The sequence below is a fragment of the Pseudomonas sp. PMCC200344 genome (assembly GCF_030053095.1).
GTDB lineage: Bacteria > Pseudomonadota > Gammaproteobacteria > Pseudomonadales > Pseudomonadaceae > Aquipseudomonas > Aquipseudomonas svalbardensis.
This window is the reverse complement of the sequence record NZ_CP125618.1, coordinates 3638328-3652331: the sequence shown is the minus strand read 5'-3', so window position 1 is coordinate 3652331 and position 14004 is coordinate 3638328. Positions and strand designations below refer to the sequence as shown.

Genomic DNA, 14004 nt, shown 5'->3' with positions numbered 1-14004 from the left:
CTTAAGTATTCCTCGCATAAGGCTGTCATGGACACGGGCTCACGACTCAAATTAGTACGCGAAAGCTACAAACTCTCCCAGCGCGAGCTGGCCCGGCGTAGCGGCGTCACCAATGCCACCATCTCCCTGATCGAACAAAATCGCGTCAGTCCCTCCGTCAGCTCCCTCAAAAAACTGCTCGAAGGCATTCCTATGTCTTTGGCGGACTTCTTTACCTTTGATCAGCCGCCGCGTGAGCATCAATACGTGTTCCGCGCCAATGAGCAGCCGGATCTTGGGCGTCATGGCTTGCGGTTGCTGTTGATTGGCGCTTCGGTGCCGAGTCGGCAGATGCGGCTTTTGCGCGAGCAGTACGCGCCTGGGGCGAGCTCGGGGGAAGAGCCGATTGTGCATTCGGAAGGGGAGGAGTGTGGGCTGGTTACGCGGGGGACGGTTGAGTTGACGGTTGATGGGCAGATTAGTGTGCTGAATGCTGGGGATGGGTATTACTTTCCGACGACGCTACCGCATCGGTTTCGGAATATTGGGGCGGATGAGGCGGAGATTATTAGTGCGAATACGCCAGCTAACTTCTGATACCTGATGATAGAAGCGGCGGGTGGCCGCTTCTCCCGTTCATACATCTCAGAGGCTTTTACTGAACCATTGTTTATCCAACTCTCTCAACGTCATTTCTGGCGTCAGTCGCAGCGCCGCTCTAAACGCCTTGATTAGTTCGGCGTAGTGGTTAGCGATGTCCTTGACCTGGTGGTTGCTATACGTTTTAACGCTGATGCCGGCGCCGTTGAGGGCCCGACGGTCCAGAACGGGGATGAGATCTATGAAGTGCGCTGCCAATAGCGCTGAAGCGTAAGACGGCCCCAGACCTCGGATTTTACTTTTCGGTTTTGTTGTCAAAGCGAGGAAGTCTGTGCAGCGACCAGTCAGTTGAGTCAGCTCCTCTTCTGTCAGATTATTCATAGGCTTTTTCTTAAATGTTGTTTCGATGTCCTTTAGAGCAATTTCGTAGTATTTCAGCTTCGCGGGCAGCGTTGCCATCGGCTCTGTTATAGAAGCATTTCCACCCTTGAAGTTGCTTACGTGCAGGAGGTCGACCAGCGAAAGCTCCCAGGTTAACTTCTTGTTGCGAATGTGCTCCTGGAAATGGGACATGGCCTCATTCAGCATCTCCCAAGTTGTTTCAGGTTTTCTCGCCATATTTGTATATTTCCAGCGCCAATGAACAACAGTAACGGAATAGATGACAGCGCTCAATCGGCCAGCGCGCTCAAGGCGTCGGCAGTGATAACCGATCCAGTGCACAGCCTTTGGCTGGTGATTGCTTAGCCTGAAAGAGTCGAGCTCCGGAATCCAGATCAACGATGTTGAGCTGGCAGCCGCTCATGACATTGGGGCCTTCGGCGATGCCGCCCTTGATCACATAGCGGGCGCCCGGCATGAACTCACTGACGAAATTCACTGTGCATCTGCGGTTGCCGCTGGCCCCGCCCTCCAGCATCAGGTGGATCGGTTTGCCCGCTTCAATGGCTCGAAAACCTTCGGGTTTCGATGGGTGCCCACCGCTGACCGAGAATAGTTCCCGAGCGGGTGTCACGGGTACCGACCTGCCGTATTTGCAGGCCATGGTCGGCGCTGCGCTAAGGGTCAGGTAGTTGCGACGGTTGGTCATTGCGTCCATTTCACTGCGAATTTGCGCTTGGGGGGCATTGGCAGGGATTTCGTATTGCGGAATCGGGGAGCAGCCCGTAATCAGAAGCAGGAGCGAGCTTAAATACAACGGTTTCATGGGCGTTTCTGTCCGTAGCGGTTTGGGTGAAAAATATTAGAATTTACACGGAGGAACATGGTTCTGATGGTTTTCTCCAAGTGTAAAATTCGGAGTCTCCAGCATCCCTGTTTTTAAGTGTTTTCGTCCGACTCGTACGATACGTTTGGATAATCGTAAAAGGTGACAGATCTGAATGGCACTTACTTAGCTGCTAACCACTTGAGCTGAAAGCAAAAAATGAAGAAGGGCTGGTCTTGGTCTACGGTGATAGTTGCGAACACACCCCGACGAACCAAGGACACAGCCCCAAATGAATCGTAGACGTGAAATTCTCCAGCATCAACAGCAACGTTTTCATCGACACGCTTCGGACTGTGATGCCTATGCGTTTTTCAATCTCCTCACGTCTCCCGAGCTCTTACAGCGCGTCGAGTCTGCACTGCCGGAATATCGGGAGCGTCTGTTTCCGCCGACTGAAACGCTGTCCATGTTTCTGGCTCAAGCAATGAGTGCCGACCGTTCCTGCCAGAACGCCGTCAACGACTTGTCGATTAAACGGTCATGTGGCGGCATGAAGCCCAGTAGCACTCGCACGGGCGCCTACTGCAAAGCCAGAAAACGCCTACCTGTGGAAATGGTTTCTACGCTGGTCAGGCACACCGGTGCTTCGATAAGTGATAACGCACCCTCGTCGTGGCGCTGGATGGGACGGCCTGTACGGTTGGTGGACGGCACGACGGTCAGCATGCCCGACACTGCGGCCAATCAGGGTGCCTATCCGCAGTCACGCGGCCAGAAAGTCGGTCTTGGTTTTCCCCTGTGTCGCGTGGTTGGCATCGTTTGCCTTTCCAGCGGCGCCGTCTTGGATGCCGCCCTTGGGCGCTTCCGAGGCAAAGGCGGCGATGAGCAAACGCTGCTCAGATCAATGCTCGACACGCTGAAAACAGGCGACATTTTATTGGGCGACGCTTACTACGCTACCTACTTCTTGCTGTGTGAGTTGCAACGAAGAGGTGTCGATGGCGTGTTCGAACAATACGGTGCTCGACGGCGCAGCACGGACTTTCGCCTAGGGCAAAGTCTGGGTTCGGAAGATCACCTGATCGAATTGAAAAAGCCTGCAAGAAGACCGCCGTGGATGAGTCAAACGCATTACGAACAGGCGCCTGAAAGACTGACAGTGCGAGAGCTGAAGGCGGGTGGAAAGACTTTGGTCACCACGTTGCATTGCCCGAAGCAGACACCCAAAACAGCTCTCAAATCGCTGTACAAGGGTCGATGGCATGTCGAGTTGGATCTGCGCAATCTCAAAGCTACGCTAGGACTTGGAAAGTTAAGCTGCAAAACCCCAGGCATGGCAGTCAAGGAGTTATGGGTCTATCTGTTGGCACACAATCTGATCCGAATGCTCATGGCGCAATCGGCTCTGTTAGCGGATTGCTTGCCTCGCGAACTGAGCTTCAAACACAGCCTTCAGCTATGGCTGGCTTTGCGACAATATGGCAGCCCCGAAGACGAGGATGGCCTGTCGAATTTATTGATGTTGATTGCTCAGAGGCGCGTCGGGAATCGGCCTGGTCGTATCGAGCCGCGAGCCATAAAACGAAGACCTCAAGCCTACCCCTTACTGACCAAACCGCGTCGGTCAGCAAGGGCAGATGTCAGGAAAAATGGGCACGCAAAACATGTTAAGTAAGTGCCATTCAAATCTGTCCCCTATTTTGGTTCTGTAAATTTCACATTGAAACGTTTGCTTTGAAGTACGACATGAAGTCTTGCCCGTTGGAGAAAGCTTTTTGAATTTTCAAACTTTGTTCTTTTAGTTCTAAACTAGGTTTCGACCAATGTTCGGCTGGCAGCGGCGTAGACCATTCAGTAATACTTTCCGGCATAGCCTTCATACTGTATTTATGATCCCACTCTGCTATCCAGTACGGGATCTTCCACCAAGAAACAATGTGTGTGAGCACCCACCAATATTTTCCAATTAAACTTCTTTCCCCTGCATCGACTTCTTCTTGCATGCCGGCGCGTTCTTTTTCGAAAGTATGTCGGCCTTCATGGACTGCTTTTGCCGGGCAATGCTCAACGCCATTTTCCATGTAGCTTCGTATGGCCTCCCACTGTCCTAGCCCATGAAACGGAGACGGAAAAGTATCGTTAAGGTAGTAGGCTATTCCATTGGCTTTATCTTCTATGGCGATTCCAAGGGTAAAGGTTTTAAGGACTCCAACCCCGGTTGTGCCTGTTCCTGCTGATAGCCAGGCTATTGTTTCTTCCCAAGGACGAGTTATCGGTGTGTCTGATTTTTCAGGAAAGTAGCAAACTTCACGTCGTTGACGATTAAATCGAACTGGCCTTGTTTTGGATTTTTTAAGGGTTGTGCCCGCTACTACGTAAATCGCAATTAAAGCGGTGGCTCCTGTTAATCCAAGTGCTAGATAAAAAAACATAATCAAATACGACTTCTGCTCTAGACCAGAAGGTCACTCCGTAGGGGTTTCCCCACGCTGTTGTACCCGCTATAAACGGCGCAAATATAAAAAAGAAAAATGCAATGAACATGGTGTTGGCTATCATGATTCGCGCTTGAAACGCTTTTCCGGAATTACTGGTTCCGATGTCAAGATAGGTGTCATTGACTTCGATAAATTTTCCGCCTAAATCCACCGACAATTGACCTGTGGGGACTGGCAGTGGCGAAAGAAAAAGTGCCTCTCCCGTGGGCATTACCCTCTTGGCTCCAGCTTTTGGACGCTGGCTATTTATGTCGAGATCATTGTGTTTGCTCTTGGAGAACATCAAATTTTACCAGTGGTGGCAGCGGTTTCCGCAAGGCTTAAAATGTCGCTTGATACTATGACCCAAGGTGCATCTGCTTTTTGCGCTCGAAACGCGATCACTTCCGACAAAAAAATAAATCACTCCCCTTTTTTCCACAAAGTCTCCCGCACGGGGTAGTCGACTGTATTCACGTATCGTGGACACGGCTGATCAGTTCCATTCAATCATTTGTTGATTCTTCTGCCTTGGTTTCGTTTAGGTTGGCCTTAAAGTACGTCATGAAATCCTGTCCCTGAGTAAAGGCTTTTTCGATCTTCATGCTTTGCTCTTTCAGAGCGGCGCTTGGTTTGGCCCATTGTTCCGAGGGTAAAGGTTTGGACCACTCAGCAATGGATTCAGGTAGAGATTTCATGCTGAAACGGTGGTCCCATTCCGCTACCCAGTACGGAAAACGCCACCAAGTGATCAGGTGTGTCAGGTACCACCAACCAACTCCTAAAGCGGAACGTTCGTTGTGCTGGTATTCCTCGTGCATGTCCTGTCGTTCTTGATCGAAAGTGTGGCGACCCTCGTAGGGTGCTTTACCAGGGCAAAACTCCGGTCCTTTTTCCATGTAGACACGTATGGCTTCCCATTTGCCTAGTCCATGAAAAGGAGTCATGACCTCCTGTGTAAGAAAGTGCACCGTATCGGCCTCGGGATTATCTATGGCCATGCCAAAGGTGTAGCTACTGATTACGCCTACTCCGGTGAATCCGGTGCTGACTGAGATCCACGCAACCGTGTCTTCCCAAGGCTGGATCACGGGTTCGTCGGAGCCATTCGGGAAGTAACAGACCTCACGGCGTTGACGGTTAAATCGGATGGGGCGGGCGCGGGCTTTGCTTCTTGTGGTGCTGATAATCGCGTACAGGCCGATCAGCGCTGCTCCCCCTCCACACCAGAGCGCTAGTGATATTCCGAACTCAAAAAAATCGTTGAAGTAAAACCAAAAGCTTCTGCCGAATGGATTTATGAATGCTGCGAAGCCCATCAAGGTTGGGAGAACAAATAGACAAACGATAACTACGACTGTAGGGAGTGACACAGCTAATCGTGCTTGGAAAGACTTGGTGAGATTGCTGCTACCCAGGTCCAGGTAGGTGTCGTTGACTTCAACAAAACTTCCGCCGAGATCCATTGGGATTTGCCCGGTAGGAACTGGCAACGGTGACAAGAATAATGCTTCACCTGTGGCAAAACGACGTGTTTCACCCGCCGTGGGGCGGTGATTTTTGAGGTCAAGTTCGACTTGCTGTTCAGGTTTGGATGGCATGCAATTCAACCGAAAAAATGTAGGCGGGTTAGGCAACTACAGGGAGTCGCTAGTTACTAGCAACCAAGGGGCATCCGTGGTACGCGTTCTTAACACAGATACTGATTGAAGCAGCTTGCCATTCTGCGCGTTTAGGGTCGTGGTTTCGAATCGCTTCTCTCGGAAAGATTTATCACCGGCTACGGGGTGGTAGCGTAAAACGACGGCAAGGCCATGCTGGGCGTTAGCTTCGTGTTGGAATATTTCCAAGCCAAGCTTGAGAGGTTCGCCCGGGGCACCTAGCAGATTGAGTTGATACAGCAACGGTTCGCTCCACGCTTCCCAGTCATTGCGCTGATGGTTAGTTAGCCAGTAAGCACTGAGGCCGAGACTGACATCCTCCAGATCATTGGCTGTCATCCCCGGCACGCTCAAGACGGCCATGGGCTTGCTGTTTATTTGTTGTAGGGCTATCTGCGGAGCGGCAGTAATATTTGCTAGCATCAAACGCTCCTCCGCAAGACTTCGGTTTGCGCTCTGCTTGCCCCAAGGACCTTTAAGCAACCATTTATCCAGTTCGGTCTTGTTATTACGGTTGTATAGCCATTCACCACCCAATTGGAGTCCTGTCAGGACTAGGCCAATCAGGTTGGCCCGTGCGGCGACGCTGAGCAACTTACCACCAGCCGTAACCCACGCAAGAGCGCGCGCCTGGCTTACATTCGTCATAGCTTCAAACGTATATTGAACTGTTCGTGCGGTCGCCCAGCCATTGACAACTAGTTGGCCGGAGTCTCCAGCTAGCGTCATGCTAGCCCCAGCTAGCTTGGCGCCATCGCCTGACCGTAAAGCTTCGGTCCACCTAGCAGCAGACCCTTTTTCACCGTACAAACCGGTGCCTGCGGCAATAGCGCCAAAAAGGTATGAAAACGGCCCCAATACGCCTGTAATTTTGCCTAACTTGGCGGCTAATCCGATTTTAGCTGCAGCACTCGCATAGTTTTCAATTGCGACAGAAAGGCCGGTAATGGCAATTCCTTGGGCAGCGGCAATAGTCCCCCCAATCATTGAAAAAAGAGCATTTGCTACAGCTAATTTATCGGAGAAATCCGCCTCTTTTTTTCTAGCAAATTCACTATAAACAGCTGTAAAGCTGATAATTTGCAGAATCGCTGCAGCTGAAGAAAACAAATCCCCTCCAGCTGATGCGAAAACCGCCTTGCTTATTCCTTTGGAAGGACGCTTGAGCCGATAGTCATCGGCCATCCGCTCAAACTCAAGCACCTGAGCATTGTTAAGCCCTTTGATCTTGAAGGCAGCCTTACCCGGTCCGTCACCAACAGGACTCATGGCCTGAGCTACCCGCCCTTCAAGTGGAGCGACAGTTTGTTGAATGGCTTTGCGGCGAGATACCAAGGTTTTGTAACCGCCTTTAGGTGACCGGCCTTTACGTTCATCAGCCAGGGTTTGCCGAATCTGTTTTTTCAGCGAAGTCATTTGCTGGCGCAGATCTGTCAGTTTGGCCATATCAGCTTTGAACGCGGCAATTTGATTTGCAGAGGCAAACTCCAACGTAATACCCCCCTTACCAAAGGCACGCAGAACATCTATCCAGGCCGAGCCAGGAATTCGGCGCAATACTTTTGCTGGATCTAGCGGCTGGCCACTACGTAGCGCTTGCATGGCCTCATCCAGCGCTCCTGCCAGGCGCAATTGCTTTGCCGGCTCATATGCCGTGTCGCGCAACTGACCGAGCACAATGCCGTTTTCACTCAATTGCATTGCTGCTGCGAGATTCTGAGTGAGCAAATTGCCAAATTTTCCGCTGAGTGCCTGGGCACCCTGGTAGTCGTCCTTGACCATATAGGTATCGCGCAGGGACTTGATGAAAGATGTGACCTTGGCGTGCATGTCCTTCTGATCAGTCAAGCTCAATGTGAAGAAGGTAGGTACGGTAAAACCCGGCTGTTTCTCCATCAGATCGGCAAGCTTTTCAGTCGCTTTATCTGTCCGGCAAATGTCTCTCATACAGGCGTATTCAGTAGCGAGAGTTGTGTTGAGTTGATCGCCAAATTTGGGGTCGAAATACCAGGCTGAGCGTTGGAAGCGTTCTTCACTGATCAGATTCGCGCGATCGTCACTGATCAGATCTAGACGTTTGTTCCAACGACTGAGTTGAGCGCGTTGCTGTTTCAGGAAGGCTTCCATAGCGGGCCGATCGATCAGATCGTTGATGCCCTGTTGTCCCATTTTCGCGCCGTCGAGCGCGTCATCCGCGTTGTCTTCGATGGTCTCGATCAGGTCTTCATACTTGGAATGCAAAGGTCCAAGACTCGTACGCATTCGCGACTTTGAAGCTGCAATAGCCCCACGATGCGTACCTGCACCGGAATATTGGGTTTGATTTTTAACGTTGACGTAATCGACGATCGATTGCCGCTGGTCCTCGCTTGTTTCGTCCTTGAGTTTGGCAAAACGAGGGTCGCCTTGGGCGGCATTCAGAATGGTTTCGCCGGTTACGGTGTACAACGATTCGATGTAGCAACCAAACACATACTTCTTTTGATTGGCTTCAGCGTCACTCCAGTTACTGATCCAGCCAGTGACCAAATCCTGATGCTCTGCGAGATCGCGCAGCACGCCCAGGTCATCCTGTATGACCAAGTACAGATGGTCACGCTCATTTTCTGCCTTGACTTGCTTTTTGAGCGCGCCCAACTGAGTTTTCTTGAAGTGCGACGCTTGCTCCCAGAGATAGTCCTGGCTTTCCTCAGGCTTGGCACCCGTAACCGCCGGCTCTTTACTCGGCTGCTCCGCAACCTCCGCAATCCATTTTTCCGCCTGACTTGGCGTCAACAGATTAGCCGCGCCTTTCTCCGGATCAGTGTTGGTCAGGTCCACTGCCTGCATGAAGTATTCACGCTCGGATTTGTGCTTGATGACCTGCGCGCATTTGGCGGCGGTCCATTGCACTTCGGAGTAGTTGACGTAGAGCTTGCTCAAACGCGGGAAGACCAGCACGGCTTCGCCCACGTTGCTTTCGCGTTTGTTGGCGGTGATTTCGCATTTTTCCCACAGCAGTTGGGTCACGATGCCGTTCTGGATTCGGTATTCGTGCATGACGGCTTGAGGTTTCTTGTCGACGATGACGTAGAGCCAGCCGTCGCGGATCAAGCGAATTCCCAGAGGACGTGAGGTGGTTTTGTACGGCATGGCCAGTGCACTGGATGGGTCGAGTCGTTCAACCAGGCCATAACGGAGAGGGATGAGCTGGATTTTGGCCTTCATCAGCGAGCAGCCGCTCAGGGCACACTTGCCGTCGTCCCGGCTTTTTGCAACGTTGTTCGGGCTTTTGCCGGTCGATGTGGGCGTTGTCATCCTTGGCTCCTTAGCAGGGTTTCAGCCCGTTCCTGGGCAATATCAGCGACCTGTTCGAGTCGCTGCGCGGGCGTTTGTTCCGAAGGGGTCTTCAGTATTGCATCCAGGTCCGGATGCTCCTCCAGCGCTCGCTCACCGAGAAACCCGTGAATGTTGGCGTAGAGGGTGATGTCTAGCTCGGTGTTGAAGCCTCGATCATATGAAGTCGAAGCCAATGCATGCAGGTGTTCCCAGCGTTGCAGAGGGGTCGCTTGTACCTGATAGGACGGAAAGTATTCGTGCATGTGTTGGTCGAGGCGCAGGACGATGCTGCGGAAATTCACTTCGTCCAGTTGGCTGAGTTGTTCGTCGCTCAAGCGGTAGCGTTTGCTGTGGTTGGGCTCGGGAGCTTTGCCCGGTCGCTGGTTGATGTGCCAGCAGCCCAGAGCCGCGTCGGCGGTGACCATCTGCGAGCACGGGCCGAACAGGGTAGGGTCCTTGATGCTCTCGGCGTGGCTGAGCAATGCGTGGGCCACGGCAGGGTCGGCGACGCGCAGCAGGACTTCTTCACCCTGAGGGTGCATGACGCTGGTCAGCCAGCGGAAGTGCTCGACCATTTGTGCCCAGGGTTGATCGCTGAACACCAGGTAGCCCCACTCCTGGCGGGGCTCAGCCAGAAACTTCGCGAGAATGGGATTGTTCTGGGTGTTTATCTGGACAAGGCACGGCGAAACGTCACCCAGTTCAGCCCACGGGGTGCCAAGGTAGAGTGGCTCGAAAACCGGATTATCCGACCATTGATAAAGGTGTTGAGGCAGTTTCTCGACGCTGACGCCATCCAGTAGCAAACCGACGGTGCCATTCCACGGCAGGCCTTGAGGCAACCCATTTTCCAGCGGCCAATCTGACTTAAGCATTTTGCGCCTCCAGTTTGGCCTTCTCGCAGATCGCGCAGATTGGCTTCTTCTGCATCAACGCTTGCCGCTGAGCGGGCACCAACAATTGGCCGGCCTTATCCGCATCCGCCTGCTTCAACGGCCCCGGCAACAATGGCGCCGCCCCCGTCCCATTTCCCGGACTCCCGCCGGAGTTCATGTTGATCACCGGCCCGCTCAACGTCACACCGCTGCCATCAATCTTGATGAAGCTGCCGCCGCCCTTGAGGGTCAGTTCGCTGCCGGCTTCGAGCACGACTTTCATGCCGCTGCTCAGGTGGATTTCCTGGCCGGCTTCGATGAACTGGCCGGTGCCGACTTTGATGTGCTGGTTGACGCCCACGGTGAGGTGGTCGTTGGCGCGGGTTTCGACTTTGCGGTCGGCGTAGACGGTGTGGTGTTCTTCGGCTTTGAATTCGCTGTAGCTGTTCTTCTCGACGGTGTCGTGGCGTTCGTTGCCGACGCGGATTTTCTGGTCGTGTTCGACGTTTTCGTCCCAGTCGCGCTGGGCGTGCAGGAAGATTTGTTCCTGGCCCTTTTTGTCTTCGATGCGCAGTTCGTTGTAACCGCCGCCACCGGGGGAGCTCAGGGTTTTGAAGGTGCTGCGGGTTTTGTTCGCCGGCAGGGCGTACGGGACGACGTTTTCCTTGTGGTACAGGCAGCCGCTGATCAGCGGTTGGTCGGGGTCGCCTTCGAGGAAGGTGACGAGCACTTCCATGCCGATGCGCGGGATGGCGATGCCACCGTAGTGGGCGCCGGCCCAGGCGGAGGAGACGCGCAGCCAGCAGCTGGTCTTGTCGTCGGCCTGGCCTTCGCGGTCCCAGTGGAATTGCACTTTGACGCGACCGTATTGGTCGCAGTGGATTTCTTCACCTTTTGGCCCGGTGACCACGGCGCTTTGGCTGCCGAGGATGCGCGGCTTTTTCTGGGTCAGCGGTGGGCGGTTCGGCACGTCCCACGGGGTGGCCTGGAAGCGGTTGCGGTAGCCCTGGTGGAAATCGTCTTTCAGGTTGGTGGTGTCGCTGGTGACCGACTCTTCCAGCACTTGCGGCTGTTTGCCCTCGTGGAGGATTTCGGTGAGCAGCCACAGGTCGTTCCATTTGGCTTTCGGGTGATGGGTCAGGGCCAGGAAGTGGCCACTGACCAGCAACGGCTGATCGCTTTTGCCTTCGGCGAGCTGGAAGTCGCTGCGGTGACGTTCCAGAGCGCGTTTGGCCAGGTGCTTGCCGCGTTCGCGGTCGATAAAGCGGCCGGGATAGTCGTAGTCTTCGAGGTCGGGCAGGGCGTCGCCGCGGTTTTCGCTTTCCAGGGTCAGGCGCGGTTTTTCGAAGTCGTAGTCGCGGCGGGTGGTGCGGCTGGTGCGGGTTTCCAGGCGCAGGTCGAAGCGCTTGATCACCGGGTCGTTGGCGACCATGCCGGAGTCTTGCTGATAGGCCACTGGCGCTAGTTTCGGGAATACCGTCTGGTCATCGCCGAACACCAGTTTGTGGGCCGTGGCGCTGTGTTCGAAGTGGTAGTGGATACCTTCTTCCTCGCACAGGCGCTGGATGAACTGCAGGTCCGATTCATCGTATTGAACGCAGTAGATGCGCTCGGGATAAATCGCCCCGACTTTGAATTCGTAGGCGTTGCTTTGGATGCCGTGCTCTTCGAGGACGCTGCCGATGATTTTCGGCACCGTGAGGTTCTGGAAGATGCGTTGGTTGATGCGGTGCGCCAGGTAAGACAGTTGCGGGCGCAGGGTCACCGCGTAGCGGGTCAGGCGTTTGCCGGAATCCCCCTGGGCGGCGCGATAGATCTGGCCATGGATGCCGCTGCCGTCAGGCGAGAGCTGCAAAAAGGCCGGTTTGTGCAGCAGGGTCTCGAGGTCCAGGGACGGCTGTTCACTGACCAGCTCCACCTCAAACACAAAAGGCTGGCTGATGGCTTCCCGACCTTGCAGGGATAGCACCTGGAAGTCGTTGGAAAGACCTTCGATGGTCAGGGCAAAGTGAGTTTGATTGGCCGGCGCGAACATCCCTTGTTCCTCGTGCAGTGCAGCGGCGCTCGCCGGCACCCGTGCAGGGAGCTTGCGGACGCGAAAATTCTGGAAGGGCGTAAACAACATCGACCAGCAGAGCTGGCCGATGCTTGAGACGGTCGGCTTAAGTTAGGCGACCGGCTGACGCCAGTCATCGGAACCCGAAGTACCGGATACTTCGTGGGTCCAGGTGATTTTGCGGTAGGTGAATTGCACTTCTTCCAGGTGAGTGAAGTGCGAGTTCGACGGATCCTGGCAGTTGTGCATTTTGTTGTTGATGGCGACGATGATCGCGTCTTCCAGTTTGGTGGTGTAGTAGTGCTCTTGGGTACCTTGAGCCGAGGTGCGGTACCACTGGATAACGATTTCGCTCATGCGCTCGCCGGAGGTCAGAGCTGCTTGCAGCAGTGGCGAAGCCTTGTCGTATACCTTGGTGATCACGACTGGCTTGTGGACGCGCTGACCGGTCGGTTGGCCGGACTGCGGGTCACGCGGGATGATCACGTCGTGGCTGAAAGCCTGAACCATGACCTGGTCTTCGTGACCTTCCTGGTAGGTGTTGCCAACCGAGTCGGCGGTGAAGGCGCCGGCAGTGATCAGACCTTGTTTTTCGCCAGTGACGGACATGTACGCTGGTGTAGCCATGGATGTGCTCCTTGCTAAAAGTTAGGGTGCCCGGGAGGCGGTATCGCCCGGTGGGTGCCTGACTGTTATCAAGGACCGTGCCATAAACGGTTAAGACTATATAAATCAGTAGGTTGGGAGGATTTTCAGCGCTCGCGAAGAATGTTCGGCAGTGATCGCCTGTGAATGTGCGCAAGAAGTTGCGCAGTACTGCGCAACTTCTTGCGCACTTGGCTGGAGCGCCTGCCAGGCCGGGCGATCAGCGCCCCGGAAAGGGCTTTCGCAGCGTTGAGTGCGCAACTTCTTGCGCATCAAGGCGGTTAGCCATCATTCGGTGACCCATCGTCTGATTTGCCGAAAACCGGCAGCAGAACCGCTAGGGTGACAGGTGCAACGAATGCTGCAGCCTGGAGGTCAAACTCAGCGCCGAGATGAATGAACATCTGCGAACTCAAGGAGAACGACATGAAAATCCTGATGGTTCTAACGTCACACGATCAATTGGGGGACACGGGTAAGAAAACCGGCTTTTGGCTGGAGGAATTCGCCGCACCGTATTTCGCCTTTAAGGACGCCGGCGCCCAGTTGACCCTGGCCTCGCCCAAGGGTGGTCAACCACCGCTGGACCCAAAAAGCGACGAGCCCGACGCGCAAACCGCAGCCACCGAGCGCTTTCGCAAAGACCCCGCCGCCCAGTCCGCATTGGCGTCCACCGCTCTGCTGAGCAGCGCGAGAGCTGAAGATTACGACGCTATTTTCTACCCGGGCGGCCATGGCCCGCTGTGGGATTTGGTCGAAGACAAAATTTCGATTGCTCTGATCGAGGCGTTTTCCCAGGCGGGCAAACCGGTCGCGGCCGTCTGCCACGCACCGGGTGTGTTGCGTCACGTCAAGGGCGCGGACGGTCAGCCGCTGGTCAAAGGCAAGCGCGTGACGGGGTTTACCAATTCTGAGGAGGAGGCTGTGCAACTGACGAATGTCGTGCCGTTTTTGGTGGAGGACATGCTTAAGGAGAAGGGTGGTGTCTATTCCAAAGGTGCTGACTGGGCGAGTTATGTGCTCACTGATGGTTTGCTGATTACCGGTCAGAATCCGGCTTCCTCTGAAGCAGCGGCACAAGAACTGTTGGCGAAGCTCCGCTAAGTCTGACGTGTAGCAGCTGGCGGAGCCTGCGTTCGGCTGCGAAGCAGTCGTTGTATCCGCCGCCGTGGTCTTCCAGACA

Annotated in this window: 12 protein-coding genes; 3 read left to right on the top strand and 9 right to left on the bottom strand. The window is 54.4% G+C overall.

The features are described 5' to 3' along the window. Positions 1-27 precede the first annotated feature (27 nt). Positions 28-576: a cupin domain-containing protein gene (locus QFW87_RS16515; protein ID WP_007895886.1), complete on the top strand. Its 549-nt coding sequence runs from the start codon at positions 28-30 to the stop codon at positions 574-576. 48 nt (positions 577-624) lie between these two features. Here QFW87_RS16515 and QFW87_RS16510 read toward each other — a convergent pair whose 3' ends face one another. Both QFW87_RS16510 and QFW87_RS16505 read right to left on the bottom strand, forming a co-directional pair. Further along, positions 625-1254, bottom strand: coding sequence for a hypothetical protein (locus tag QFW87_RS16510; RefSeq protein ID WP_283188270.1), 630 nt, complete (start codon positions 1252-1254; stop codon positions 625-627). 13 nt (positions 1255-1267) lie between these two features. Beyond that, the gene (locus QFW87_RS16505) at positions 1268-1669 is read right to left on the bottom strand and encodes a hypothetical protein (protein WP_283188269.1); all 402 of its coding nucleotides are present in this window, start codon (positions 1667-1669) and stop codon (positions 1268-1270) included. 409 nt (positions 1670-2078) lie between these two features. Between QFW87_RS16505 and QFW87_RS16500 the strand changes: the two genes are divergently transcribed. After that, positions 2079-3464, top strand: a complete 1386-nt coding sequence (locus QFW87_RS16500) for an IS4 family transposase (RefSeq protein ID WP_283181230.1) — start codon at positions 2079-2081, stop codon at positions 3462-3464. A 40-nt stretch (positions 3465-3504) separates the two neighbouring features. Here the strand turns inward: QFW87_RS16500 and QFW87_RS16495 are convergent, their stop codons facing one another. The 7 genes from QFW87_RS16495 to QFW87_RS16465 all read right to left on the bottom strand — a co-directional run bounded on the left by QFW87_RS16495 (position 3505) and on the right by QFW87_RS16465 (position 12803). After that, positions 3505-4227: a DUF6708 domain-containing protein gene (locus QFW87_RS16495; protein ID WP_283188268.1), complete on the bottom strand. Its 723-nt coding sequence runs from the start codon at positions 4225-4227 to the stop codon at positions 3505-3507. Continuing rightward, positions 4142-4570 carry a hypothetical protein gene (locus QFW87_RS16490; protein WP_283183938.1) on the bottom strand — a complete coding sequence of 143 codons (429 nt, stop codon included), beginning with the start codon at positions 4568-4570 and terminating at the stop codon, positions 4142-4144. The genes QFW87_RS16495 and QFW87_RS16490 overlap by 86 nt, the downstream gene beginning before the upstream one ends. 202 nt (positions 4571-4772) lie before the next feature. Beyond that, a complete protein-coding gene (locus QFW87_RS16485; protein WP_349294093.1) occupies positions 4773-5867 on the bottom strand; it encodes a DUF6708 domain-containing protein in 1095 nt (364 codons plus the stop codon). 36 nt (positions 5868-5903) lie between these two features. Further along, positions 5904-9224, bottom strand: a complete 3321-nt coding sequence (locus tag QFW87_RS16480) for a toxin VasX (protein ID WP_283183939.1) — start codon at positions 9222-9224, stop codon at positions 5904-5906. Continuing rightward, on the bottom strand, positions 9221-10120 hold the full coding sequence (locus QFW87_RS16475; RefSeq protein WP_283183940.1) for a DUF4123 domain-containing protein: 900 nt from the start codon (positions 10118-10120) through the stop codon (positions 9221-9223). The genes QFW87_RS16480 and QFW87_RS16475 overlap by 4 nt, the downstream gene beginning before the upstream one ends. Beyond that, positions 10113-12155 carry a type VI secretion system tip protein TssI/VgrG gene (gene tssI / locus QFW87_RS16470; RefSeq protein WP_283188267.1) on the bottom strand — a complete coding sequence of 681 codons (2043 nt, stop codon included), beginning with the start codon at positions 12153-12155 and terminating at the stop codon, positions 10113-10115. Before tssI ends, QFW87_RS16475 begins: the two co-directional genes overlap by 8 nt. 132 nt (positions 12156-12287) lie before the next feature. Beyond that, a complete protein-coding gene (locus QFW87_RS16465; protein ID WP_054051032.1) occupies positions 12288-12803 on the bottom strand; it encodes an Hcp family type VI secretion system effector in 516 nt (171 codons plus the stop codon). 444 nt (positions 12804-13247) lie between these two features. On the opposite strand from QFW87_RS16465, the gene QFW87_RS16460 reads away from it, so the two are divergent. Next, a complete protein-coding gene (locus tag QFW87_RS16460; protein WP_283183943.1) occupies positions 13248-13925 on the top strand; it encodes a type 1 glutamine amidotransferase domain-containing protein in 678 nt (225 codons plus the stop codon). Positions 13926-14004: the final 79 nt, after the last annotated feature.